A 25,143-nucleotide genomic window follows, 5' to 3' on the forward strand; every position below is an offset into this window, starting at 1 on the left:
AATCGGCTGAATAAAATCGGCCTGCCATCTTTTTCACTAGTCAGATACGACGAGAATGTTTGCTTTCTTATCCCTTTTGAAATGTCCCCCCAAGAGTTAAATTTGGGGGTCATTGCTATTTAGATGCTATTTTTTATTGTCACTTTTCTTTTTAAATGTCAAAAAATTTTGTTAAGTTTAGCATATAAAAATATTGTAGAGTTTAGTTACAACGCTTAAAACATATATTGTATAATCTGATCAATTTTAGCCATGTCTTGCAATGGCAGGTTTTCTATTTTTTTGAGTCTTCGTTCCTTAAAATCAAGTGATTTTAATTGAGAAATAAGTACTTGTCCTTTTATATCTAGCTCTTCTGGTAATGAGTAACGTGTCGGTAAATTCTTTATCGTGGAAGTAATCGGACATATGACCGAAAACATTGTTTTACGATTAAACTCATAACGAGAGACGACTAGTCCTGGTCGTCTGTTTTGAATTTCTTTTCCTATCGAAGGATCAAAATCAATCCACACAATATCACCTTTTTTAGGAATATAAATTCTTTCTTCTGACACTATAACCTTTCTCTCCCTTCAGGAGTTAAATCTTCCCATTCGTCTTTTTCATAATATTCGGCCTCTTCTCCACCACTAAATGGATCTTCAATTTTTGGAACTAACGTAATTGTCCCATCGTCAGAATATACAACGATATATTCTTGGTTTTCTGAAGGTTTCTTTCCGTTATCAGAAGGTAAAGTAACCACTACAGAACTTCCTTGTAATCTAGATTTTGTAACAAGCATCATCATCACCTCTTCAGTAAAAGTATACTACACAACACTAAGTAACGCAAAAGTACCCTTTGTAAACTAGATGGAGAAATGATCAAAAGCATTTTGAGAAATGGTGCACTTTGAAAAATTAGCAGCTTGGAAATGGAGACAAATGTTTTCTATTTCTATACAAAAATAGACAAAAGTAACAACCTACACTCTTCGTAAAGAGGCAAGGGATACCTTTGTCTACAGTCTGACAGCTCAACTTTTTAGTGAGCTGTTTTATTTATTTGTCAATCCAGCATAATCGGCTGAATAAAATCGGCCTGCCATCTTTTTTCTTTCTCAGAAAAATCAAAATACCATATCTGAGAGAAATACTGTCGTTGCGTCGTACTTCCTGAGATCAAGCGTCCATCTTTTCGATCAACTAAATAATCACAGCATCTGAAATCAATTCGGATGGCAAAACTATTCTCGTGGATCTGTCGATAATTTCCTACTTCCTGAATAGTTACTTTTTTAGTATGATTTCTTACACCGTCTGCTTTGTTTTTTTGCAGAACTTTCTGATGTTCGGCAAACAGCTTGTCTGTATAACAGCTTCTGGCTTTTTCAGGAGTTTCTTCTTCCCAAGCGGATTGGATCTTCATGAATATCTTTTGGATTTCCAGAAACTGTGCTTTCTTTTCTTTAGCCGTTCCTGACATGCGGGACAATATCTCCGCTTTCAGCCTTTTCTTTTGTCTTTTATTCTTGACGATAGAAAAAGCGGAAACCCCTCCTACTGACAAAACAGCTAATGCAAGAAATCCCGTTTGCTCATAACTAGAAGGACCTGTACTTGGACCATAATACCCATAAGAATCTCTGCCGTAAGAACGACTGCCAAAATAACTGCCCCCATATGAACGACCGCCAAATGAACTTCTGCCCGAACTTCGACCGCTAGATGTTCCGCCGCCATGACCACCTGCGACAGCGAATCCTTGGGTAGGCAAAGCAAACAAACATAACCCCACTAACAAAATGATTGCTAAATAATTGATTTTTTTCATTGTCTTCCTCGTTATCTTTTATTACAAAAAACTATTTTTATCATAGCCTTGCCGAAAAGAAGAGTCAATAACCAGATGCATAAACTGTTTTTTTAGCAGTTTTGTCTTAATTTACTCATTGAGTAACAGCGGACAGACATATGTGTTGGCAGCCCATATTTCCTCTATCTTCAGCATGAACAAGCTGGCAGACAAAAGATCTGCGCTTCCTCCAGGAGAGATTTGGTTTTCCTGACAAAAGTGCAACAGTGCTATAAATGGACGATTTGGTAAAGCACTTTGACTAGCAGCATGAGCAAGTTTTTGCATTTCCACTAACGTTTTCTGATCACTGCGATGCAATACGCAGGTGTCATCTAAGGAACTCATCAAAACTAACAACATATGCATTTGTTTCTGTACATCAGAATCATTATCTAGCTCCTTAGCAGCTTGGATTGCAAGCCTGATATGCGGATAACCCAACACTGCTTCTTCATATGCACCATTTACGCCGTATTTTTGCTTCACCGTATGCCCATGAGTGGTTTTTTTATGACGATATTTTGTATCAGGAAAAGCAGCAAGCTTGCTGACATCACCGAGTATTTCCGTTAAAGAAAAAGGCTGTTCCATACTGATTTTTTGTGCAGTCACACTGGTCAATAGCCCCATTGCCCAAATCGCTCCTTTATGGGTATTGATGCCATCTGTAGCAATCAACATCGCTTTTTCCGCTTTCCGTCCAATCTCAGCAATCTTTTCTCTTAACTCCTGATCGATAGCATGTTGCCATGCTATTTGAGCCATTTCTTCAAAAAAAGGAGTCAGCGTCTTCGCAGACTTAAGAAATAAAGCATAGTCCATATCGGAATGTGCACCCGCATCCAGTGCATCCACTAATCCAGGTTTTGGGCTTAATGTTACTTCTGCGAGCAATGCTTCCTCTACCAACGCAGCGAGTTGCTGAGTCACTGCTTTTTTTCGTTCGTCATTTATCATGACACTCACTCCTTCTTTCTATTACTTGTTGAACCCTTTTTTGATGGCTGCCCAAATGATGTGAAGCAACCAGCTTAAAGCAAATGCACAACTTGCCGTCATTAGATAAGCTACAAGAATCATGACTCCTGAAGGTAACTGCAGCCAACTATCTTTAAACAATAACAACAGTACTTGGAACACAAATACATTGGCTAAATACGTACGGTAAGCATAAACAGACAACCATTTGAACAATGGTAATTTTGGCGAATCATTTACAATCATTTTTGAAGCGCCCATGAAGACAGCAAAGATGATGACTAAGCTGTACAAACTTTGGATCGTATTCAAGTAAGGCGCATTCGCAAAGCTCAAGTCTCCTGGATGTGCGAGCAATGAACGGACAGAAAAGAACGCGATAACTAAGCCAACAGGTAAGAAAAGATAACGTACTCTGTCCAAATATTGATAGACTTTTTCGTGATAAACAAATGCGGCTACCCCATAAATCCCGTAAATCATGAAACTAGCAACAAACCGATCTAACAAGTACCAGCTGTCATGATAAGGACCAGTCAATACTTGTGTTTGATAGAACAGATACCATGCAACATATAAAATCGTTGAACCAATCAATACTGGCCATACATATTTTTTATTAGCAAATACTTTGTAACCGAGCCAAACAAAAAACGGCATGAACAATTGAATCTGCAGCATCATCACGGTATACCATAAATGAGGCGCTCCATCACCTGTGACATATTTCAGTAAAAAGCTTGCAGTATCCGTATACGGAGTTTGTTGTTGGACTGCTGGAAATAGCCAAAGATAAGCCGTCGTCCATAGAAGATACGGAACGACTAGTTCAAAAAACTTTTCTTTCAAAAATTCCCAATAAGACAAATGCTGACTTGTTTTTACCATATTATAGACAATTGCAAAAATAAACATTGGTGCTGTGTATTTAACGATGACGTAAAAGGTACCAAGAAAAGCTGTATTTGTTGCGCTGTGGCTGTTTGCCAAAGCAAAGCTCAATATCGTTTGCATCATAACAGCCGTTACAGCTGATACTTTCTGGAAGTCACTTACGTTGATTTTGATTTTTTTGTTTTCAAACATCTCTTTCTCTCTCTTTTTCTTTATTACCAAAGTTCTTTGGTTAATTTAGGTCCTTCGACTGTTTTCAATAGAATTTTTTTCTCTGGCTCTCTCAAATACTCTTTTAGTGAAAATCCGCCTTGCCGAGTCACTACTTGGGTATCGAATTGCTCAAAAAAAGCAGGATGCGATCGAATTGCCTGAATTGGCAATTCAATCGGAGAATCTGCGTACAGCAGCAAATCAAAATCACTGGTTTCTTTTACTGCCGGAATCCCAGTTGATAATTCAAATCCTAAGCTGCCGCCGATTCCCCACTTGCATCCTGATAATATGTTTCTAGCAGCATGAAATTGCTGATAAACAGGATAATCCATGATTTCCTCTTGTCTATACGATTCTTGTTCGATGATGTCCCACGGATGAATGACTTGTTTGACAGCATGTTTTGAGATTTCTGTTGCCCATCTCTGATTGCGGGCAGGGCCACGTAATCCAATCGGTAGTATTTCGGCGTGATCTGTCAACGCACGACGGACTGTTCCGAACATCTTTTCAGTGAGAACGACCCATTCAGGCAAGGGAAACCTTTCTATTTCATGTTTATCAAAAAGAACAATATCATGTGCTTGAATCATTGTTTATGCATCCCATTCTTCGTCCATTTTGGCACGGACTTTATTTGTTTCGACACGTCCGAATGTTTTGGCTGTTTCGTTCGTGTATCGATTTGTCAGCATCGTGTCATTTGTATTGCGGACATCTTGAATGGCTTCATTAATTGCTTCGATGACATTGTTGACATTTTGTTCTGAAGCAGCTTGGTCGGTGATATCTTCTAGGAAGTGATAGATTGCTCCTAGTTTTGTATAATTATTGATATCGTAAGCGATAGCTGGAACTTTTTCAGCAGCTGCTTCGATTTCAGCAACCGAACGTTTTGTCACACGTGCAGCACTTTCTTTTGACATCGCTTGGACAGTGATTTCTTTATTGTTTAAAGCAATCAAGCGGCTTGATTGTAATCCATGCGCTAAAAATGCACCTGAAATAGCATTTCCTGCAATCAATCCAATAACTGGATGTCCAGCTTGACGGAGTTTTGCATAAGCAGCAGCACTATTAGCCAAAGCCACATGAATACCGATCAATTCTTCGTTATAGCCGTATGCTTGGCTTGGTACATCGATCACAACGACGATTGGCCGTTTCACTTTTTTATCTTTATCTTCTTCGTAAACGTGATCCAAAATTTGTCCCATGCGGAAACCTTCAACTAAACCAACTTCACCGTTTCGTACACGGTACATCGGATTTTTAGGATCAGGTACGATCGAGGTCACGATGGCTTCTTCTATGAATTTACTTGATTTACCATAATACACAGTACTGATAGAAGAAGTTGGATTTTTCATGCCAGTTAGTGCCGCAAACCAATCGTAACCAACACTTGCTGCAGCTGGTTCATTTCCTTCTGCTACTTCTGGTAAGTCCATTGATTTTGCTTGATGGTTAGCAATCGCTTCATTGTAATCGTCAATGCTCATTGGTTTTGAAAGATCCAAAGAATCAAGTAATGATAAATAAAATGCTGAGCTTTCACTGCGATGCGTGTCTTTTCGTTCGTCCATTGCTGCGATGACAGCAGCTTTGATTGCTTCTACACTATCAGTCACTAGTTCATCAATGATTTTTGATTCTACCCGTTGACGAGATCCTAATGTATTCCAAATCAAGTCTTTGTCACTAGAATCAAATTCTCGAACACCTGCTTCTTGCTCAATAACTTCTGGTCCATTCAAACCGACTCTCGCTTTTTTTGTTGCGATCAAATAACTCATCAATGCTGAAGTAATCGACATACCGCCAAATGATCCTACACGTCCTGGAATCAAACCGATGACTGGTACATATTGTTTTAGAGCAATGATTGCATTTCCGATTTCTGAAATAGATAACAGTCCGTAGTTCGCTTCTTGCAGACGAACACCGCCTGTATCTAGTACGATGACTGGAAAGATTTCATTTCCTTTTTTGTTTTCTTCTAATACATGTTCGAGTGCAGCAACGATTTTTGCACCGGAAACTTCACCGATACCGCCACCTTGGAATTTTCCTTCCATAGCGATTACTACTGCCTGTTTGCCATTGATCGTGCCACGGCTGACAACGATCCCGTCATCACTTTCAGGGACGATTCCTTGTGCTGGCAAACTTGGCGCGATGATTTGATCGAATGGACCAATCAATTCACGTCCATTGTCAAGTAGAGCGTTCACTCGTTCTCTGGCGTTTAATTCTACAAAACTATTTTTCATCTGAAAGTTCCTCCATTGCTTGCGTCAATCGTAGGTACACAACTCCTGGTGTAGCACCGAAGTCATTGATCACGATATCTGCTGAAATTGGATAACGATCAAAAAATCTCGTTAATACGTTGTTCCATACTTCGCCGAAGCCATCGCTTCCTGTACAGATTTTTACAGTAGATTCTTTTTTTTCTGTTGGAAACATCAAGATTTCCAAATCACCTGAACCGACCACTCCTACATGGATTTTCTTATTGATCGGCTGTTTCGTTGGATATTTATAAGCTAATTGTTCCATGGATCTCTCCCCTTTTTGTAAAACAGAGCATACACGTTCTGCTTATTCGTCTTTCTTCTTCCATCTGGGTAAATGGCGACAAAAGGTTTTCCTCGCCAATTTTATGACCAAGTTCTGAATTTCATTGGTGGTTCATATAAGCCATCTGACCATTCGATCAAATCATCGATGGTTTGTGCAGCTAATAATGAACGTTTCGCTTCACTACGTTTGATGCCTAGATCTTCTGGTAATTTCACGATGCCGGCTGCACGCAAACGGTCTAGTGATTCTTTGGTGCTTGTCATCCCAAGAGGTGTGACACCGCCAATGGCTGCAATTGCTGCTTGTCGTTCTTCTTTTGTTTTTGCTTTGTACAAATAAGCGATTCCTTCTTCTGTCACGATATGCGTGGTATCCTCGCTATAGATCATCACTGGTGCATTGGCTAAGCCTGCCTGTTTTTGAACAGCTAATGCATCTAATTCTTCGACAAAGACTGGCTTTTTATTTGAACCATATGTTTCAACCATTTGAACAACTAATTTTTGGCCTTTCCCTAATGGATCATCATTGTCGCGAAGTGATTGCCATGCTGGTGTAGAATGACGACGACCGCCAGGATTATGTCCCATGTTAGGCGCACCGCCAAAACCAGATAAACGTCCTTTTGTTACGGTAGAAGAGTTTCCTTCGTAATCTAATTGCAAGGTTGAACCGATAAACATATCGATGGCATATTGTCCTGCAGCTTGTGATAATGTTCGGTTACTGCGCATCGTGCCGTCTTTACCGACAAAAAAGACATCGGGGCGAGCAGCAATATATTTTTCCATACCAACTTCGCCACCAAAACTATGGATGCTTTCAACCCAACCTGATTCGATGGCTGGAATCATAGTTGGATGTGGGTTCAATACCCAGTTCTTCGCGATTTTCCCTTTCAACCCTAGTGATTCGCCATAAGTTGGCAGTAACAATTCGATAGCTGCTGTATTGAATCCAATACCGTGATTCAAAGATTGTACGCCGTGTTCTGCGTAGATTCCTTTGATTGCCATCATTGCCATTAGGATTTGCAATTCTGTGATGTTTTGAGGATCTCGTGTGAATAAAGCTTCTAATTGATAAGGTTGATCTGCTTTCACGACAACATCTACCCAGTCACCAGGGATATCTACACGTGGTAAAGAATCGACAACTTCGTTGACTTGAACGATCACGATACCATCTTTGAAAGCTGCAGCTTCGATGATTGTTGGTGTTTCTTCCGTATTGAAACCTGTGTACAAGTTGCCGTCTTTATCTGCTTTATCTGCAGCTACTAAAACAACATTTGGAATCAAATCGATGAATAAGCGTCCATAAAGTTCCAAATAAGTATGGATATCACCTAATTTCATTGTGCCGTCTTCAATCATTTGGGCGACACGCAAGCTTTGTGCACCAGCATAAGAAAAATCGATCTTACTTGCGATTCCTTTTTCAAAAATATTCAAATGTTCTGGTCGTGAGATACTAGACATAATCAAATGCAGATCATTCACTTTTTCTGCATCTACTTTTTCAAGACTTTCTGAAAGAAAACTTGCTTGTTTTTGATTGTCGCCTTCTAATACAACTTTATCGCCGGGAGCAATCAGTTTTTCCATTACTTCTACGATTTTTTCAGTTTCTACATACTTGCCATTGAGCAAGTTGCTGATTTTTTCCAATCGCTGCGCTTTTTTTTCGCGTTTAGAAGCCCAGTTGCGGTTTGGTTTTTCCATAATTAGTCATCTCCATTTTTGATATAGAAACGTGGCGTCATCAATACCATGTTGGTCTAGATTGATCGTACGGATCCCTTTATCTACACCAAATTTTGTATGAATCAGCTTTGTCAAAGTATTGCCGGGGGGAAATTCAATCGTCAGATCCATTCCTAATTCTTTTGCCAAGTCCATCATTTGGTTCCATTGCACAGGGAAAGCTAGGTTTTCCAACAAATCTTTACGAATCTCTTCTGCGTCCTGAGTGGCTCTTCCATCCGTATTTTTTATATACAAACATCTAGCATCAGATAGATGGACAGACTGCATATACGGCTTGAATTTCTTGACTGTATCATTCATCAAGAGACAATGAGATGGCACAGGAACTTTCAGCAGCTTCGCTGTTTGCGCTTGGCGGCGTTTGGCTTCTGCCAACGTAACGGATAAACCTTCGATACTCCCAGATAGCGTATGTTGCATCGGACAATTTTCATTTGACAGATAGACTGGGTGGTCAGGATCAAACGTTTTTGCTACAATTTTCTCTGCTTCGCTTCTCGTCACACCTACTACTACGCCCATTGCATAACCGCTTGGATAAGCTTCTTTCATTAAGACTGCGCGGTGATAGACTAGTTCCGCTGCATTCTCAAATGTCAAAGATCGACAAGCAACAGCTGCACAAAAAGCACCGATCGAATGTCCTGCTGCAATATCAGGCTGAATACCGTTTTTTTCCATTTCATCTAAATAAAATACTGCTTTTGTCAGTAATGATAGCTGGATAAAAACCGTATCTTGATAGTTTTCTTCTTTATCAACTAACCGATACCCCGTCACATTTTCTAAACGTTCCATGTACATTTCAGGGATATCCGCTAACATCCCTAACTTCTGACTGCCTTGCCCAGGAAATAAGAAACCTGTACTCATGAGCCTCGCCTCCTTAGCACTTACTTTTTCCACTGCTATCTTAGTCAATTTCTGCTATAATAAAAAATGCCAAAAAAAGAAAAAACCATAACAAAAAGGTATGGATGGGATGGATAATTATGAAATTGCTTCATCTACAGTATTTTAAAAAAGTGTTCGAAACAAAAAATGTCACCCAAGCAGCCAAAGAATTATTTATTTCTCAACCTGCCTTGAGCCGTGCGATCAAACATTTGGAAAACGAATTAGGAGTCCCTTTGTTTTACCATAGCGGCAGAAATATTGAGACAACTGTTTATGCAGAAGAATTCTATCCATATGCAGTCAAGACATTAGACACATTAGAAGAAGGAATCAAATTATTGTCTTCGGTCAATGAGAAGATCGTTACTTCCGTCATTTTGTATTTAGAGGTAGCCTCTGTTTCTATTCCGAACTTGGTCCGAATTTTTATGGAAAAGCATCCTGATATCCAATTAACGATCATGCAACATCATTTACCAGATGATATTACCGACCCTGTACTGTACATCACTTCGGAGATGAAGCCTGGCATGACCAATATTCCTATCATGAAAGAACCTGTTTATGTAGCCATTCCTAAGAAACATCCTCTTGCGAAAAAAGAACATCTGCAATTAGAAGATATCCAATGCACCCCCATCTTGATGCTGTCAAAGAGCAATGCCTTCCGTCATACACTGGATGCAGCACTTGAAGCGAAAAGTATCGAATTGACGATCAGTTCGACGACAGATGATCCTGCGACATTACGTTCTATTGTCAAGCAAGGCTTAGCCGTTAGCTTTTTCCCAAAAGTTTCTTGGTCTTACGATAAAAATGATCCTTTCGTCTTGCGGGAAATCAAAGATTTGCCCTTGACACGAACAATTTATTTATCTTCTAGCTTCACAGAAGATCATCTTTTGATCAAAATGATTGCAAAAACGATGCGGGAATTTTATTTAGGAAAATAAAAAAAAGAGCTGGGACAAAATTCTTGTCGCAGCTCTTTTTTTGAACAAACGGTGTTCCAGAAGTAACTTCTTCAGAAATAAGCCCAAATTCCCCAAAAATTTGAGAAGCAATTTTCGTAAATTCCTTCTTATTTCTTGAAGCTAAACACTTCTGTCACAACCTCTTCTCTATTTTTCCTAGAATTCATTGCGTTGATTTGAAACTTCCATCAATCAAACTTGCTAGTTCATCTAGTTTTTCTATTTTACGTAGATCAACAGAGATCCAATGTTCTTTATTCATGTGATAGGCTGGAAAATACCCCTCTTTTCCTCGCAAAATTCCGCCAAGTTCAGGATCGACCTTCAAATCAAGGATGTCGATGATCCTATGGTCACTTGCATCATCATAGATTTTTTCTTCTGGAACAGACATCAGGACCCCAAACCATTTTTTGCTTTTTTGATGTCTGAATACGCAATAATCAGGAAATTTTTTAAAAATATATTCTGGAGACAAATTGTATGTTTCATCGATGTGATCGATTAGTTCTTTTTTCGTTAGCATCTGCTTCCATCTCTTTCTTATTGATTCACTTTATTCAAAGATACCACGTAAGAATAGAAAAATGAATACTGGTTGAAAGATCAGTTGAAACTTGACCACCGTTTATTTTCTCCGTATTCTTAGAATAGAAGGGAGTCTGATTTATGTATTCACTAATGAAAAAAATCATTACCGAAAAAGATATTCGACGTCATGTTTCTTTAGTCGAACAATTGCTGAATCATACAAAGATAACGGTAAATGAATTAGCTGAAATCATAGGGACAACCGAACGAACGATTTTTTCTGACCTTCAATCTATTCGCTCTCAGCTGCCCGAAGGCTGGGACATCCTCAGCGATCAAGCAGGAATAAGTTTGCAAAACCATCAAAATTTATTAACAAATGACCTTTGGGAGATTTTTTTCAAACAATCAGTCAGTGTTGAGCTGCTGAAAAATCTGCTTTTTACAAAAAAAGTTGCTGTCCCTGATTTTCTAGCGGATCACGGGCTTTCTTATGGGACATTAAAAAGACATGTGACTAAAATCAATCAGCGTTTAGCAAGTTACGACTTGCAGATCGATTTGACGAAATATACAGCTTGTATTCTTGGAAAAGAGCGTGCGATTCGTACTTTCTATCATCGATTGCTGATTCCTTTCACTCATAACAACTATTTTTTCGAGGATTATTCGATCCATGAATCCCATTATTTTCAATTTTTAAGAAACCTCAGTCAAACTGAACTAGCTGTTGAAACAGAAGAGATTTTCGGAACATGTTGGTTCTTTATCAATACGATCCGTATAAAAGCGAATTGCCGATTAGATTCTTCTATCCATATCAACAGCACACTCTCCTCCCTGTATGACTCTGCATTGAAAAAATTGTATTTAACGGAAGGTATTTATCTTAAAGACACTGAGCTTTCTTTTGCTTCTTTCTGCTTTCTGGAAAGTTGGAATTACAACAATAACTATGGACAAGAAATCGCTCGCTGCCTGCATCATTCTCCATTTTTAGAGGTCCTCGAAACGTTTGTAGAGGAACTAGCTTCAGAGCTGTCTCTTGATCAACTAAAAAAAACATCTCTGACTGATAACTTGGCTCTCCTCGTATTAAAATATCATGAATCGCCGATACTGATTGAACCTTTGGAACGCCAATACCATCGTTTTTTAGAGACGTATGATCAGCAATATGCACACTTGTATCAGCAGAAAGAGAATTTACTGAACGATCTAAAAAAAGAAATGGAAATCAATGAACCAAATTACTTTCTTCAACTCTTGTCTTTACTGATCCAACAAACGATTTTTTCTATCAAACCGAATTTGTTCAATGTCTATTTTATTTTCCAAGGAGAACCTTCATGGAAGGCGTTCTTGCAGCAGGAATTAAAAGATTACTTGGGAAAACGTGTCTGCTTCTTACCTATCGAACTAACCGATCTTTCCACTATTTCTTTTGAAAAAACAGATATCTTGATTTCCAATTTCCCTCTGGATTCTCTAGATATCCCTATTGTATACATTTCTTCTATTCCAACGAAAAATGAGCTCAATCGTTTGACTGAACTCACTTTCAAAACTTTTTTATAGTAACGGCTAGCGACTGAATTCTCTAGCTGTTTTTTCTTTTTTGCGAAACAGTTTATTCATGATCCCTTTTTCTATTTCTACAACTAAGAATAGAAGAATCACATTTGCCCCAATCAATAACTGTTGTGTCATCGTTAAACTTACTGTACCGATCAGCTGCTGGCCGCTTGGCAGAAAAATAACCATCCCCTGCAATAAAGCAAGGATACCCAATGAAAGAAAAAGCGATTTGTTTTGCAAAAGACCTTGGTTCAACGACGGCTTGGACAACTCTCTGCAATTGATCATGTAAACAGCTTGAGCTAAGACGATATTTTGCAGAAGAATGGTTTGCTGTAAGCTTTGCCCTTCAAATTGCATAGCCAATAAATAGGCAGGAACCATGATCAGTAGTGCGACATAGATGATCCGAAACAAGTGATAACCTGATAGGATTCCTTGCTTTGGATCTCTTGGTGGACGCTTCATGATTTCTGGATCTGGCGACTCGAACCCTAATGCATAAGATAAAGTGATTGTCGTTACCATATTGACCCATAAAATCTGTACTGGGGACAAAGGTAGCGGCCGATTCAGTATCAGCGCCCAAATCAAGATCAATCCTTGAGCTAACGCAGTTGGTAAGAAGAAATTGATGGTCTTTTGCAAGTTATCCAAAATGCGCCGACCTTCTTTTACGGCTTTTGCGATCGTATGGAAATTATCATCTCCTAAAACCATATCAGCTGCCTGTTTGCTTACTTCACTACCTTTGATTCCCATAGCGATTCCTATATCGGCTCTTTTCAAAGCAGGTGCATCATTTACGCCGTCTCCGGTCATTCCGACGATTTCTCCATTTTTCTGCAAAGCTTTCACGATTCGCAGTTTGTGTTCTGGTGTCGTTCGAGCAAAGACATCGACTTTTGGTACTTGTCGAATCAACTCTTCTTCAGACATAAGATCCAAATCGATCCCTTCTAAAACTTTAGCAGTATGTTTTAAGCCAATTTGTTCCGCAATCGCTTTTGCTGTGTCTTTATGATCCCCCGTAATCATTTTCACTGAGATCCCTGCTTGTTGGCATTCCTTTACAGCCTTGACTGCACTTTCTTTTGGCGGATCGATCAACCCGGCAATCCCTGCAAAAGTTAATTGGGTTAAAGTCTCATGCGTGAGTTCCTGTTTCGAATCTACTTTTTTGTAAGCAAATCCTAAAACACGCTGACCTTTTTTCGCAAACGCTGTGGCTGTTTGACCCCATGCTTCTTGTTCTGAAGAAGAAAGAGTTGATTTAGCCAATAATACTTCTGGCGCACCTTTGACGTAAATCACCGCTCCTTTTCCCTCCGTATGCATCGTTGCCATATATTTGTATTCAGAGCTGAACGGAATCTTTGCTTCTATTTTTTTCAAAGGCAGATTGGCTGTTTCAGTGTGTCGAATCAGTGCAAGTTCTGTCGGATTGCCACTTAAATTTTCTGTTTTCTGTTCTTCTTTCGTCTTTAACTCCTGACAATTTTTCATATTAGACAGTACGCGAGTTTCTTCCTTTGCTGCTACATCCACAACTGTCATTTCATTTTTTGTCAATGTCCCTGTCTTATCTGAACAGATCACTGTCATAGAACCTAATGTTTCTACAGAAGGCAGTCCTTTGATGATTGCCTTTTCTTTTGCCATTTCATTTACTCCGACAGATAGGATCATGGTCAAAACAGCTGGCAATCCTTCGGGTACCATTGACACCACCAAAGCGATCATAGCTGAAAGAAGGATAGGCCAATCCATGCCATAGCTGAATGTTGTAAAAACAACTAAGAACAAGATCAAACAAAGAATGCCTTGAAAAATTTGTTTGTTCAATCGGTTGATCTTCTTGATCAGAGGCGTCGTTTGTTGTTCGACCGATTGCAGTGCTTGATTGATTTTACCGATTTCTGTCGTGTTTCCTGTTTCTACAACGACACCGACTGCAGAACCAGATTGTACAAGTGTTCCTGAAAAAGCCATATTTTTCTGGTCACCGATTGATTCTTCTGCTGCCAAAACAGTATGATTTTTCTCAGATGCTTCTGATTCTCCCGTCAAAATCGATTCTTCCACTAGTAGATCATGTACTTCGATCAACCGAACATCTGCTGGAACAACGTCTCCAGCACGTAAGACAATGACATCTCCTTTTACTAGTTCTTTCGCAGGAATTTTTTCTTGCATCCCGTTCGATAGTACTATCGCTTCTTGTCCCATCAGCTGCTTCAAACCATTCAACGATTCTTCTGCTTTTCTTTCTTGCCAATAACTAACGAGTCCGTTGACGATCACTACGAATAAAATAATACTTCCTTCGATGTATTCGCTCGAAGCAAATTTCAAAAAAGAGGCAATGATCAACACGATCATCAGCAGATCAGTAAAGTGCTTTACTATTTTTTTCCATCGTTTTGTCTGCTGTCTTGCTTCTATCTCATTATATCCTTGATCAGTCAGGCGTTTCTGCCGTTCTTCTTGCGACAAGCCTTCTGTTGATGTTTGATAGTTTTTCAATGTATCTTCTACCGTCAATTTATACCAGTTCATCCTATCCCCTCCTACTTAATTGATACTTTTATTATACGTAGGGAGATCTTTCAGGCGTATCGATTATTTCAGAGAAGTCTGAAATAATTCGTTTTGCCGGATATATTTAGTCTTAATTGATATTTCTATCGCTTATTCTTTTATATACAAAACTTAAGAGAACAAACCAGATAACTAATAAAAAAGGAATAAAACGTGTCATTCTTTCGAATAACAAGCTGAAAGCAATGGCCGCAAAAAATACCAACAAAGCAAGGTCTTTATATCTTGGTATAGTGTTCCGTTTCTTTTCTTTAACAAATTGAATATGTGCACATAAGATCGAAGACCACACAAATAGAAAACAACTCGTTGTCATACCTGCCAAAAGCTGAAAAAACAATCGACTATCAGCGACAAAAAAATGTAGACAAAGACCTGCAAGAAATAACGTTCCTGTAATCAAAATACCGTGTAAAGGTACGCCTTTCTTAGAAAGCGCACAAAACCAAGGGGGCAGACTTTTTTCTTTTGCTGTTTGATATAAGATCCTGCTAGTACTGTAAACCGCACTATTTGCCGAAGACAAAGAAGCAACCAGAATCATCAGATTGACGATTGCTGCCCCGCTTTGGCAATGGATCATTTGCAACATAGTGACTAAAGGACTTTCTTTTAAATCTAAACAATGCCATGGAACAACGAATAAAATCGACAGAATCGTTCCTACATAGAAAAAGAGGATACGCCAAGGCAGACAGTTGATTGCATTTTTCAAATTCTTTTGTGGGTCACTCGTCTCACCAACTGTTAATCCGATCATTTCAATTCCAGCAAAACTGAATAAAACCATAGGAAATGAAGCAATCATTCCAGCAAAGCCAAACGGGAGTAATTCATTGAGCTGTCCAAAATTTGCTTTGATTCCGATAGACTGGGTATGAAAATATGAGACGCTCAAACCTATACCCAATAAAATAAAAAAAACAATCCCCAAAATCTTGATGATTGAGAAAAAAGATTCCAATTCGCCAAACCATTTGACGGCAACAAGATTGACTGCCATTAAGATCATTAATGCACTACCTCCGCTTATCAAAGCTGGTACATGTACAAACCAGAAATGGATATACAATCCTATTGCTGTCAATTCCGCAAGTCCAGCTCCAAGCCAGCAAAGCCAATAAGTCCAATTGACAAAAAAGGCCCACTTTTCACCCAAATAGTAGTCAATGAAATCACTGATAGAGTTAAATTTACTATTTGCTAAAAACAAATCACCCATAGCCCGCATCAAGCCATAAATAGCCACACCGCATATCAAATAGACGAGAATAACAACTGGTCCTGCCAGTGCAATTGCCTTTGCTGAACCTAAGAATAATCCTGTTCCAATTGCGCCACCTAGTGCGATTAACTGGATATTTCGATTAGTTAGAGTCCGTTTCATTGCCGGTTTTTCCATCAAGTTCACCTTTTTCTTTTTCAAGCAGCATGGCGACTTCCTGTTCCCAAGAAGGTTTCTTTATTTTTTCAATACATAGTGGTACTACAAACAAAATGACACTGATGGCTGTGACTGCAATTAGATTGATCCATGTTCCAGCTTTCATCGTCAGTCCGACAGAAAAGCCGATTGCCGCAAATAAAACAATAACGATCGCCCAGACGCCAAGATTGCTTTTGTTCTCTTTTTTTCCAATTCTGAATGGACGGTTCAACTTTGCATGTGTATAACGTAATCTCAAAACCGAGATCCCCATAATGACATAGACGATACAATAGATTACAGTAGTTGAATTAACTAGCATCAAAAATGCTTGATTGACGCCAGGAATCAGCAAATAAAAAAGTGCAAAGATTGAGATAATGACAGATTGAGTCAAAATAACGGATTTGGATACGTCAAATTGATTTGTCTTCCAAAAATTGAATTTTGGTGGATACGCACCTTTTCTAGCACTTTCTGTCACTGTCTTTGCAGGTCCTGATGCCCAAGCAGATAATTGGACGGCCACACCGATGAAGACAAGCAAACTAAACAGATTCACAATAAGATGCGGCAAACCGAGAATTTGGCAATAAATCGAAATAGATTGTGCGATATTATTCAATTCCATTTGACCTTTTGGTACGACATTTGCTACAACTAAAGCATTCAAAATATTGACGAAAAATATAAAAATCAGAGCAGCAAATACTCCGCGAATATACGTTTTCACTGGGTTCTTCAATCGAGTGATATACACGGAGGACATTTCGATGCCAGTAAAAATAAACATGATCGGCGCAAAATAAACAAATGAGGATGCAGTCGTACTATCTGGTATTACTTTGTCCCATGAAAAATTGCCTAATGTTCCGGTTGGTACGATTCCAACTTTGATCCACGCAGCAAGCCCTAATAAGAGCATCATCGTCAAAGGCACATATAGACCTAACCAAACACCGATTTTTCCTCCGATTTTTGCCATGTCGAATGTTAAATTCAAAAAAGTGATGATCCAATAAACAACTAAAATAACAACTAATGTAAATTTGCTGTTCAGCCCAAGCGGCACATTATCGATAATATTACCAAACAACGGAGCGAGTGCTGAAGCAACCATCACCATCCCTGGAAACATTTGGACCCATAACAGCCAGGAGACAATGAATCCCCATTTTTTTCCTAGATCATTCGATACCCAAAGTTCTGGACCACCTTTTTGAGGAAACATTCCGGCAAATTCACCAGAGATCAATGAGATCGGAAAGGCATATAACAATACGGCAACCAGCATGTAAAAAATCATCGTCCAGCTCGTTGCTGCCACATCTGGAATATTTCGTACACTTGCTACAAGGGCACAGGTCATCCCGATAAAGGTCATGGTCGTGATTTGTTTTGATGAACCAGCATCTTTCATCTTTATTCCTTCTTTCTTTCAATAGCGACATGTTTTTCGTTTTCTTTTATTTTTGTTCAATAACAAAAGTGACAAGGCTTCATCGATTCAGTACAAAACCCAGTATCACCGAAACATCCATTGAACGAACTTAGTGAACTGGGTTTGATACGTGAAACGAACGAACCAACTATAGAAAGATTTATAAAAAAGAATGTCTTGCTGAGGAATATATGAAAAACAGGGGGAAATACAACTGTTTTGATGAGGCAAATAATTGTCTGTTCTCCATATGTCTCTTGCTATTCTTTCACACAAAAATCAGTTCTATTTGATGATTTCGTTTAGTTTCTTTTCCATTGCTTTGGCGATTTCTTTTGTATAAAAATTGAAAATTCGATCATCATTCAAATAAGGAGTCATGATAGCCGCACGTAGCAGAGTGATTTGCTGTTCTTTTTGCCATTCTTCTTTCGATAGACCCATTCTTTCAATAAAACGGATCGGAGAATCACCGTAATCTTCTTGTGTAAATGTCGTATGAGAAGTAATAAACCGTTCACCATAAACATCGCCATCCATATAAGAAGACCGATCGAACATTTTTTCATTTAATTCATTGATAGCGTTCAAATCTGTACAATCTTGTACTTTAAATACCCAATTGACCATATTAAAATCAGGATGATTCAGTGGATAGACTTCGATCGTTTTTCCTTTTACAGTAAAGTGTAATTGTTCTAAAAATTCTCTGAATCTTTGAGCTGCTTCGATTGATGCACCAATCAATTGACCATATCCGGTCACATTCAATGGCAATACACGATGAGCTGTCCAGACTGCAGCAGCCGTCGCTCCTGCTTTTGAGCCTTCTAAAATATAAGCACCTAGCATATCTGGTGCTTCGACTGATTTTTCAAACACATATGGTGCAAAATAAGAAATGATATTTCTCATATTTTTATGTTTGATTACGATTCCTCCAGCAGCATAAGGGACATAGCCCATCTTATGCGGATCAATCGTGATAGAATCCGCTTCTGAAATAGCTCTGAATCCTTCATACACCTCTTTGTCGATCGTTACGTAATGGTGGAATACATGATGCTCTTCAAAGAATTCAGCTAAGGAAGCATATGGCACAAATTCTCCTGCTTCGTTTAAAAACAGTGAACGCGCGTACCCGCCATATGCAGCGTCAACATGTAAATAGAAATAGATACCTTCATCTTTTAACTTTTCTCTTAACTGGATGATTTTATCTACACTGTCTACTTGTCCTTCTTCTGTTGTTCCTACGACAGCAACCACACCTAGAATCGGGATTTTTTGATCAGCTAATTCACGAATTGTTTTTTCCAAAGCGTTGATATCCATTCGATAATCCTCTTGAACTGGGATAGCAACCATCTGATCTAAGCCGACTCCGCAAATATCTAACGCCTTCATCCAAGAATAGTGTTTTGTTTGAGGAACCAGCCATTTCCCTAATTTTTGGATATTCTTTCCGCTACGAGAAGAAGCGGCTTTGACCTTATCCATCTCTTCATCCGTAAAGCTTTCGGTCATTTCCAAAATTTCTTCAACAGACAGATTCAAAAGAGCCCACTCAGACATGTTTTTCACTTTTTCAGGCAGAATTTCTTTGACAGCTAAAGGAATCGATTTGATGCAACGGGCGTACCATAATCCTTCAAGGTTAGCAATAGAACCATCTGCTGTAATATGTCCCCATCCGTCTGCCATGTTGAATAGTGAGGCAAAATCCTGTCCTACTTCTGCTTCCATCTGCGAAGTTGCCATAGAAGATTCTAGTGCAACGTTATTGGGATTCCATAGCATCGCATAATTGTAAGCTAATAAAGCAGGCATCAGTGTTTCAGCGTTCATTTGTCCCCAGTAACGGCCTGCTGAATGCCAGGGGATCGATCCTGCGCGTAATCGCTGACTGACTTCATCCAAGACTTCTATCATATGGTCGCGGGTGGCTAGATAATCTGGAGTTAGCTTATCTCCTTCGCTAATTGCAGGCATATCTGAAGGAATATAATTTTCTCTCCAGCCAAGATGTTCATCTACCATCTTGTTCAACAACATTTTGTAAACTGGTCCATTTTCAGCTTTGTCGCCTATAAAGACTGCCTTGATATCCATATCTTTCATGTTTCTTCCCTCCATATTTCGTTGGTCAATGTCTCGCAGATACATGTGCTTATCTGTAACACCTCTTCACTATAGCGCCAAAAATGAGAAAATTTTTTTTATAACATCAGATTCACGTAGAATATTTCAAACAAAAATAAATAAAGTCGGATTTTTCTGATAATTGAACGTGGAAAAACGAACAATTTTTTAATAAATCAGACTTCTAAAATGGATAGTCTAAAAAAAACGAACAAATAACTTAAATGACCATCATTCATTCATCAACTGTATTTGCATTCCTTTTGCTTGTTAGAAATTCACAATCTATTTTCTAATGAAAATATTTATTTTTCAATTTTTATAACATAAAAATCTTTCATTAACGGAATTTACAGGCTTTTTCAGAAATTAATTGATGATTTCCAAAAGAAAACATGTCATAATATTTTCCATATTGTGCAAAAAAATACAAGATGGAGGCTTTACTATGATTGAAGAATATATTGAGAAGAATATTTTGAGACAGCTGTTTTTATGTGGACAATTCTATGTAAATAAAGAAGTCAATCTAGAAAAGCTCTCCAATCTTCTACATGTTTGCAAAACCACTTTACTCAATGATATCAATAACATAAAAAAAGAATTTGAAGAACAAATTGTTTATACACATCGGGAAAAGGATTGTTACACTTTATATTTTTCAGAACATATACCTCGATGTAAGATCATGCAGCAATTAACCCAAAATTCGTTGTTTTTAAAAACTTGCCTGCTTTATTTGGAAGAAGATGAACCTGATTATCTCCAATTAACTGAGTGTGAATTCATCTCTGTCAGCAAAGCTTACTCCTTAAAAAAACAAGTATTGGCTTATTTTCATGATTGTGGGATCGAAATCGACCGCTACTCCCCTCGATTCACTGAAATGGAAAGACGTCTGTTGCTTCTTAATGTGGCTTATCGTTTAGGCAGCTTTAAGTCCTGGGAGCTACCTGAATCGTTTTTTGAACGTGCGGATCGTTTCATTGAATCTGTAACGGAGAATAGCGGTAGATTTTATGATAAAGAAAATAAAGAAATCTTATCGATTGGTTTTGCTATTAGTTTCTTGCGCCAACAGTTGGGTACTGTGACAATAGATCCAACATTTATCGAAGAAATCAAAAAACGTCCTATTTACAATTATGTCGAGTCAGCATGGGAAACCACTGATTTCCAAACCTATTATAAAAAAGAAGAATTTGTCTTTATTTTGACACTGTTCAATCTTTGTAATTATGGTTTCCATTCTTATCAGTTGATTGCGGAAGATTTTCAACAGCTACACCAAGTGTTTATTGATAATACTCCCGAAATAAAAGAACTAGTTGCTACCTTTGAAACTCATTTCCGTCAAGAATTATTCGGGAATCAGCCATTTGAACGTGCACTGATTCATCTGATGCGTTCGGCTTGGGATAACTATCAATTATTCATGCCGGAAAAATTTTATCTTCTAAATGAGGAACAGGCAAATTTATACAAAGACGTCCAAACACTTTTTTCCAGTTGGGCCAAACGGCTACCTTATGATCTACGGTTTAATCCTAATTGCATGCGAGCTTTTGTCATCGAATTGAGCGGAATTCTCCGTCTGACAAAAGAACGTCTGACTATCTATATCGTCACAAATTCGGATGTTCATTATCTGATTTATCGGGAAGCCTTGGAAGCTGTAACTACTTTCGATTTTCAAGTTGCACCAACAATCTATGCAAGTATATCTGATATAAAGAAGTATGCACAGCAACCCTCGAACCGAGTGTTATGTGAACGTACATTATATACACCGGATGCAGTCCAATATGAGAATATTATTCCTATTTCAATCAATACGATCGAACGAGCAATCATTTCAGCTGTGCAAAATAAATAAGAGGCTGTGATAAACATCATGTCACAGCCTCTTATTCTGAATAAACAATATTCCAAAAGTAACTTCTTCGGAAATAAGCCGAAATTTTCATAAATTTCTTCTTATTCCTTGAATCTGCCCACTTCTTAACAACCTCTCGATAAACGGCGGGCTCATAACCTCACTTATTTGGGACGTCTACTGGCCCGATTTCTTTATTTAAAAAATAAGAAATGATCGTTCGGATAACTACCAATGCAGCTAGCTGGAAAATATCCTGCAAAGTAGGTTTGATAATCGATTCGATGATCCCAGCCGAAACAAGAATTTCTAAACTTAGGAGTATATAACCTCCTAACATCTTTTTAATAGCATTGTTCTCGCTGACTCGGTCGTTTTTCGCTTCTGTATGGACAAATAAGTATTTCAAGAAATCCTTAATCGACAGACAAACGCCCCAAATCAATAAACAGATAGCAAAAATATCAAGTCCCAGTACAAGTTTTTCAAAATATGGAAGAAGAAACTGCATCAACTCTGTCGTCATCCTATCTCTCCTCTTCTTTGTTTCTCTTTGTCTTCTATTTCCTGATTCAAGAAATAAGAAATGACTGTTCGAATGATAATAATAAGTGCAAGCTTCAAAATATCTGTCCAAGTCGGCTTGATAACTGACTCGATGATATCAGCAACGACTAGCACTTCCAAGCTTAACAAAATATAACTTGCTAACAGTTTTCTTGTATCTGCATTACGAGTATTACGTTCTGCATAGTTTTTCTTGACATGAGACCAATCAAAAAGTTTGAATAGAACAAGAACGATCCCAGCAACTAATATACCGATAGAACAAATATTTAAAATAGCAATGATCCATTCTAGAAATTCAATCAAATTTGAGTGAAACATATAAGCTACCTACTTTCTTTTGATTTGTTCCTATTCTTTTATTGTAAAAGAAAGAGACCTTGTTCGTCTATTTAAAAGTTGTTTTATTGATCACACCTTGCCTAAAATCCTCCTCTTCCCTTTCTCATTCTTCACCCTCCATACCATCCATACATCATGGAAGTATCCAAAACAACATAGCAAGTTAAAATAAGGCTTAGTCCGTCATCAGCTTTTCAAAGTGGCACTGTCTCGCGCTTTTTTTACCCAAATTTCTAAAAATAGAACCATACATCTCCTCAAAACTTTTCTTCTTTCCTACCCTATTACTAATTACAGGAAAATCAGACACTTCTTCTTTTTTGTCAAAAATTCCTTTTTCTTCTCACCCTATCATTTGGCATTCTCATAAAAACGAACTATCCTTGGATATAGAAAGAGAAAACAAGGAGGCGTTTTTCATGAGTAAAAAATTAATCAAAGTCGGCATCGGTTTAGGTTTGCTTGCCCTTGGCGCTGCATATCTAGGAAAAAAAACAGGGCTATTCGAAGATGACAGTCATTTATATGATGAATTTGAATCCATCTAGCATCTTATTTCGTTGAATCACTACGGACATACTTGGAAGACATTGGAGGAATCACAATGAGAAAAAGTAAAGCAATAATGATTGGTGCCGGTATTGCCAATATGGCAGCGGCTGTTTATTTGATTCAAGAAGGCAAATGGAAAGGGGATCAGATCACCTTTTATTCATTGGATGATCACGGTTCAAATGATGGTGCACCGACCGACACTGTAGTGGATGAATATTGGAATAAAAATCATCCATTAGAAAACCAAAAAGGCTATATTGCTCGAGGCGGTCGCATGCTTAATTACCGTACCTATGTAGATTTGATGGATCTATTAAGTCGAATACCTTCTGTTACTGAGCCAGGAATGACTGCTGAAGAAGATACGAGAGATTTTGATGCAAAACACCGTACCTTTGACAAAGCACGTTTGATGGAAGGTGGTAAAGGGATCATTGACGGCGGAAAACTGGGCTTCAACAACAAGGACCGTATTCTTCTGACTAAACTGATTGCCATGCCTGATTCAGAAGAAGAAAAACTAGACAATATCACTATCGAAGAATATTTCAAAGATGATCCACACTTTTTTGAAACAAACTTCTGGTTTATGTGGGAAACAACATTTGCTTTCAGAACACGTAGTTCTGCTCAAGAATTGCGTCGCTATATGCATCAAATGATTTATGAATTCACTCAAATCGAACATTTAGTGGGCGTCAATCGAACACGTTACAATCAGTACGAAAGTATCATGCTTCCTTTGATCGAGTACTTGAAAGAACAAGGATGCAAAATCATTTTGAACCGCCGTGTCACTGACTGGGAATTCAAAGATACACCGATGCAAGATGAAATCACTGTCACTGGTTTGAAAATGACTAATACATTGACTCAGGAAGAGGAACATGTCACGGTAGATGAAGATACAGCGGTCATTTTCACGAATGGTTCCATTACAGATTCAGCTACTTTGGGAGATTACGAAACACCAGCTGTAGAAAATATGGATTATGGTGCAGCTTCTAGTCTCTGGAAAAAAGCCAGCGAACGTTTCTATAACTTAGGAAATCCCGACAAATTTTTCGCGGATCGAGATGCGAGCGAATGGGTCAGCTTTACACTGACGACGAAAAACCACCTGTTATTGAATGAAATCACCCGTATCACGACTCAAGAACCAGGAAATGCCTTGAATTCATTTATTTCAACTACACCGATCACGCCATTAGGCCAAAAAGATGTCAATATGTCTATCGTCGTGCATCATCAACCGCATTTTACGTCTCAAAAACCAAATGAAACAGTTATTTGGGGTTATTTCCTTTATCCAAGACGACGTGGCGAATTTGTGGATAAACAGTATATTAAGATGAACGGAAAAGAAATGTTGGAAGAACTGATCGGACAACTTTCAAAAGTAGATCCTGGTCCAGTGAATATTCGGGAAAAAGAAACAGAGATTTTCGACAGCGTAATAAATAATATCCCTGTCTATATGCCTTATGCTTCCGCATTATTTAATAACCGTGCAAAAAGTGATCGACCAAAAGTCATTCCTAAGCATTCAACCAATCTGGCCTTTACAGGAGAATTTGTTGAGCAGCCTTATCAGATGATCTTTACTGAACAAAGTGCTGTACGTTCTGGAGAAATCGCTGCTTTCCATTTTGCGGGCATCCCTATGTCCCGTCTTGTCAAAACACCGCGTTACGACAAAGACATCCCTACTCTAGCTCGTGCCGCAAAAAAAATGTTTGAATAATCAAGAGGTTGTGAAAAAGCTGCCTTGCATCAAGTAATAAGAACAGCCAAGCAAAAACAGCTACTTATGTTTTTGACTTGGTTGGACTTATTATCGCAGATGCAAGCTTTTGAACACCGTTTATCAAGAGGTTGTGAAAAAGACGTTTAATTTCGAGTATTAAGAAAAATTTTGTGAAAATGGT

General features: G+C 38.4%; 22 protein-coding genes. 5 read left to right on the top strand and 17 right to left on the bottom strand.

Going from position 1 to position 25,143, the window contains the following annotated elements; genetic code table 11:
• Nucleotides 1–215 precede the first annotated feature (215 nt).
• The 10 genes from HMPREF2961_RS12210 to HMPREF2961_RS12255 form a co-directional block, all read right to left on the bottom strand.
• Entirely contained in the window at nt 216–557 is a 342-nt protein-coding gene (locus HMPREF2961_RS12210; RefSeq protein WP_070704846.1) for a type II toxin-antitoxin system PemK/MazF family toxin, read from the bottom strand.
• Nucleotides 557–787 (bottom strand): type II toxin-antitoxin system PemI/MazE family antitoxin, encoded by a 231-nt coding sequence (gene mazE, locus HMPREF2961_RS12215; protein WP_025477367.1) that lies wholly within the window; start codon nt 785–787, stop codon nt 557–559. Before mazE ends, HMPREF2961_RS12210 begins: the two co-directional genes overlap by 1 nt.
• 266 nt (nt 788–1,053) lie before the next feature.
• The gene (locus HMPREF2961_RS12220) at nt 1,054–1,818 is read right to left on the bottom strand and encodes a TIM44-like domain-containing protein (protein WP_002292530.1); all 765 of its coding nucleotides are present in this window, start codon (nt 1,816–1,818) and stop codon (nt 1,054–1,056) included.
• Nucleotides 1,819–1,929: 111 nt separating this feature from the next.
• On the bottom strand, nt 1,930–2,799 hold the full coding sequence (mdcB, locus tag HMPREF2961_RS12225) for a triphosphoribosyl-dephospho-CoA synthase MdcB (RefSeq protein ID WP_002315990.1): 870 nt from the start codon (nt 2,797–2,799) through the stop codon (nt 1,930–1,932).
• A 21-nt stretch (nt 2,800–2,820) separates the two neighbouring features.
• A complete protein-coding gene (locus HMPREF2961_RS12230) occupies nt 2,821–3,906 on the bottom strand; it encodes an acyltransferase family protein (RefSeq protein ID WP_002329651.1) in 1,086 nt (361 codons plus the stop codon).
• 23 nt (nt 3,907–3,929) lie between these two features.
• Complete coding sequence (locus tag HMPREF2961_RS12235; protein WP_002315992.1) at nt 3,930–4,523, bottom strand: malonate decarboxylase holo-ACP synthase; 594 nt, start codon at nt 4,521–4,523, stop codon at nt 3,930–3,932.
• 3 nt (nt 4,524–4,526) lie between these two features.
• Nucleotides 4,527–6,203 (bottom strand): biotin-independent malonate decarboxylase subunit beta, encoded by a 1,677-nt coding sequence (gene mdcD / locus HMPREF2961_RS12240; RefSeq protein WP_070704849.1) that lies wholly within the window; start codon nt 6,201–6,203, stop codon nt 4,527–4,529.
• Nucleotides 6,193–6,492 (bottom strand): malonate decarboxylase subunit delta, encoded by a 300-nt coding sequence (locus tag HMPREF2961_RS12245; protein WP_002292523.1) that lies wholly within the window; start codon nt 6,490–6,492, stop codon nt 6,193–6,195. The genes mdcD and HMPREF2961_RS12245 overlap by 11 nt, the downstream gene beginning before the upstream one ends.
• A 101-nt stretch (nt 6,493–6,593) precedes the next feature.
• Nucleotides 6,594–8,240 (bottom strand): malonate decarboxylase subunit alpha, encoded by a 1,647-nt coding sequence (gene mdcA / locus HMPREF2961_RS12250; RefSeq protein ID WP_002292522.1) that lies wholly within the window; start codon nt 8,238–8,240, stop codon nt 6,594–6,596.
• 6 nt (nt 8,241–8,246) lie between these two features.
• Entirely contained in the window at nt 8,247–9,158 is a 912-nt protein-coding gene (locus tag HMPREF2961_RS12255; RefSeq protein ID WP_025477368.1) for an ACP S-malonyltransferase, read from the bottom strand.
• Between the two features lie 119 nt (nt 9,159–9,277).
• Here HMPREF2961_RS12255 and HMPREF2961_RS12260 point away from each other — a divergent pair, with 119 nt between their 5' ends.
• A complete protein-coding gene (locus tag HMPREF2961_RS12260; RefSeq protein WP_070704852.1) occupies nt 9,278–10,135 on the top strand; it encodes a LysR family transcriptional regulator in 858 nt (285 codons plus the stop codon).
• 184 nt (nt 10,136–10,319) lie between these two features.
• Here HMPREF2961_RS12260 and HMPREF2961_RS12265 read toward each other — a convergent pair whose 3' ends face one another.
• The gene (locus HMPREF2961_RS12265) at nt 10,320–10,682 is read right to left on the bottom strand and encodes an MmcQ/YjbR family DNA-binding protein (protein WP_002315996.1); all 363 of its coding nucleotides are present in this window, start codon (nt 10,680–10,682) and stop codon (nt 10,320–10,322) included.
• A gap of 143 nt (nt 10,683–10,825) precedes the next feature.
• Here HMPREF2961_RS12265 and HMPREF2961_RS12270 point away from each other — a divergent pair, with 143 nt between their 5' ends.
• Nucleotides 10,826–12,265 (top strand): global transcriptional activator MafR, encoded by a 1,440-nt coding sequence (locus tag HMPREF2961_RS12270; RefSeq protein ID WP_002315997.1) that lies wholly within the window; start codon nt 10,826–10,828, stop codon nt 12,263–12,265.
• Nucleotides 12,266–12,271: 6 nt separating this feature from the next.
• Here the strand turns inward: HMPREF2961_RS12270 and HMPREF2961_RS12275 are convergent, their stop codons facing one another.
• The 4 genes from HMPREF2961_RS12275 to tdc all read right to left on the bottom strand — a co-directional run bounded on the left by HMPREF2961_RS12275 (nt 12,272) and on the right by tdc (nt 19,854).
• Nucleotides 12,272–14,824, bottom strand: a complete 2,553-nt coding sequence (locus tag HMPREF2961_RS12275; protein ID WP_002315998.1) for an HAD-IC family P-type ATPase — start codon at nt 14,822–14,824, stop codon at nt 12,272–12,274.
• A gap of 112 nt (nt 14,825–14,936) precedes the next feature.
• On the bottom strand, nt 14,937–16,268 hold the full coding sequence (locus tag HMPREF2961_RS12280; RefSeq protein ID WP_025477371.1) for an amino acid permease: 1,332 nt from the start codon (nt 16,266–16,268) through the stop codon (nt 14,937–14,939).
• Nucleotides 16,234–17,712: an amino acid permease gene (locus HMPREF2961_RS12285; protein WP_025477373.1), complete on the bottom strand. Its 1,479-nt coding sequence runs from the start codon at nt 17,710–17,712 to the stop codon at nt 16,234–16,236. Before HMPREF2961_RS12285 ends, HMPREF2961_RS12280 begins: the two co-directional genes overlap by 35 nt.
• 306 nt (nt 17,713–18,018) lie before the next feature.
• Complete coding sequence (gene tdc, locus HMPREF2961_RS12290; protein ID WP_070704855.1) at nt 18,019–19,854, bottom strand: tyrosine decarboxylase; 1,836 nt, start codon at nt 19,852–19,854, stop codon at nt 18,019–18,021.
• A 469-nt stretch (nt 19,855–20,323) separates the two neighbouring features.
• Between tdc and HMPREF2961_RS12295 the strand changes: the two genes are divergently transcribed.
• Nucleotides 20,324–21,751, top strand: a complete 1,428-nt coding sequence (locus HMPREF2961_RS12295; RefSeq protein WP_002316002.1) for a helix-turn-helix domain-containing protein — start codon at nt 20,324–20,326, stop codon at nt 21,749–21,751.
• A 160-nt stretch (nt 21,752–21,911) separates the two neighbouring features.
• On the opposite strand, the gene HMPREF2961_RS12300 is transcribed toward HMPREF2961_RS12295, so the two are convergent.
• Entirely contained in the window at nt 21,912–22,277 is a 366-nt protein-coding gene (locus tag HMPREF2961_RS12300) for a DUF1622 domain-containing protein (protein WP_002292507.1), read from the bottom strand.
• The gene (locus HMPREF2961_RS12305) at nt 22,274–22,639 is read right to left on the bottom strand and encodes a DUF1622 domain-containing protein (RefSeq protein ID WP_002316003.1); all 366 of its coding nucleotides are present in this window, start codon (nt 22,637–22,639) and stop codon (nt 22,274–22,276) included. Before HMPREF2961_RS12305 ends, HMPREF2961_RS12300 begins: the two co-directional genes overlap by 4 nt.
• 440 nt (nt 22,640–23,079) lie before the next feature.
• On the opposite strand from HMPREF2961_RS12305, the gene HMPREF2961_RS12310 reads away from it, so the two are divergent.
• The gene (locus tag HMPREF2961_RS12310; RefSeq protein WP_002287569.1) at nt 23,080–23,208 is read left to right on the top strand and encodes a hypothetical protein; all 129 of its coding nucleotides are present in this window, start codon (nt 23,080–23,082) and stop codon (nt 23,206–23,208) included.
• A 56-nt stretch (nt 23,209–23,264) separates the two neighbouring features.
• A complete protein-coding gene (locus HMPREF2961_RS12315; RefSeq protein ID WP_002292503.1) occupies nt 23,265–24,959 on the top strand; it encodes an oleate hydratase in 1,695 nt (564 codons plus the stop codon).
• The last annotated feature ends 184 nt before the right edge of the window (nt 24,960–25,143 follow it).

The organism is Enterococcus sp. HMSC076E04, assembly GCF_001814285.1.
GTDB lineage: Bacteria > Bacillota > Bacilli > Lactobacillales > Enterococcaceae > Enterococcus_B > Enterococcus_B lactis.

Bases quoted from the DNA above. Each gene is read 5' to 3' on its own strand.
- tdc (WP_070704855.1), bottom strand. From the start codon at position 19,854: ATGAAAGATATGGATATCAAGGCAGTCTTTATAGGCGACAAAGCTGAA.
- HMPREF2961_RS12235 (WP_002315992.1), bottom strand. From the start codon at position 4,523: ATGATTCAAGCACATGATATTGTTCTTTTTGATAAACATGAAATAGAA.
- HMPREF2961_RS12310 (WP_002287569.1), top strand. From the start codon at position 23,080: ATGAGTAAAAAATTAATCAAAGTCGGCATCGGTTTAGGTTTGCTTGCC.
- mazE (WP_025477367.1), bottom strand. From the start codon at position 787: ATGCTTGTTACAAAATCTAGATTACAAGGAAGTTCTGTAGTGGTTACT.
- HMPREF2961_RS12275 (WP_002315998.1), bottom strand. From the start codon at position 14,824: ATGAACTGGTATAAATTGACGGTAGAAGATACATTGAAAAACTATCAA.
- HMPREF2961_RS12260 (WP_070704852.1), top strand. From the start codon at position 9,278: ATGAAATTGCTTCATCTACAGTATTTTAAAAAAGTGTTCGAAACAAAA.
- HMPREF2961_RS12280 (WP_025477371.1), bottom strand. From the start codon at position 16,268: ATGGAAAAACCGGCAATGAAACGGACTCTAACTAATCGAAATATCCAG.
- mdcA (WP_002292522.1), bottom strand. From the start codon at position 8,240: ATGGAAAAACCAAACCGCAACTGGGCTTCTAAACGCGAAAAAAAAGCG.
- HMPREF2961_RS12220 (WP_002292530.1), bottom strand. From the start codon at position 1,818: ATGAAAAAAATCAATTATTTAGCAATCATTTTGTTAGTGGGGTTATGT.
- HMPREF2961_RS12285 (WP_025477373.1), bottom strand. From the start codon at position 17,712: ATGAAAGATGCTGGTTCATCAAAACAAATCACGACCATGACCTTTATC.
- HMPREF2961_RS12270 (WP_002315997.1), top strand. From the start codon at position 10,826: ATGTATTCACTAATGAAAAAAATCATTACCGAAAAAGATATTCGACGT.
- HMPREF2961_RS12305 (WP_002316003.1), bottom strand. From the start codon at position 22,639: ATGTTTCACTCAAATTTGATTGAATTTCTAGAATGGATCATTGCTATT.
- HMPREF2961_RS12245 (WP_002292523.1), bottom strand. From the start codon at position 6,492: ATGGAACAATTAGCTTATAAATATCCAACGAAACAGCCGATCAATAAG.
- mdcD (WP_070704849.1), bottom strand. From the start codon at position 6,203: ATGAAAAATAGTTTTGTAGAATTAAACGCCAGAGAACGAGTGAACGCT.
- HMPREF2961_RS12230 (WP_002329651.1), bottom strand. From the start codon at position 3,906: ATGTTTGAAAACAAAAAAATCAAAATCAACGTAAGTGACTTCCAGAAA.
- HMPREF2961_RS12265 (WP_002315996.1), bottom strand. From the start codon at position 10,682: ATGCTAACGAAAAAAGAACTAATCGATCACATCGATGAAACATACAAT.
- HMPREF2961_RS12255 (WP_025477368.1), bottom strand. From the start codon at position 9,158: ATGAGTACAGGTTTCTTATTTCCTGGGCAAGGCAGTCAGAAGTTAGGG.
- HMPREF2961_RS12295 (WP_002316002.1), top strand. From the start codon at position 20,324: ATGATTGAAGAATATATTGAGAAGAATATTTTGAGACAGCTGTTTTTA.
- mdcB (WP_002315990.1), bottom strand. From the start codon at position 2,799: ATGATAAATGACGAACGAAAAAAAGCAGTGACTCAGCAACTCGCTGCG.
- HMPREF2961_RS12315 (WP_002292503.1), top strand. From the start codon at position 23,265: ATGAGAAAAAGTAAAGCAATAATGATTGGTGCCGGTATTGCCAATATG.
- HMPREF2961_RS12300 (WP_002292507.1), bottom strand. From the start codon at position 22,277: ATGACGACAGAGTTGATGCAGTTTCTTCTTCCATATTTTGAAAAACTT.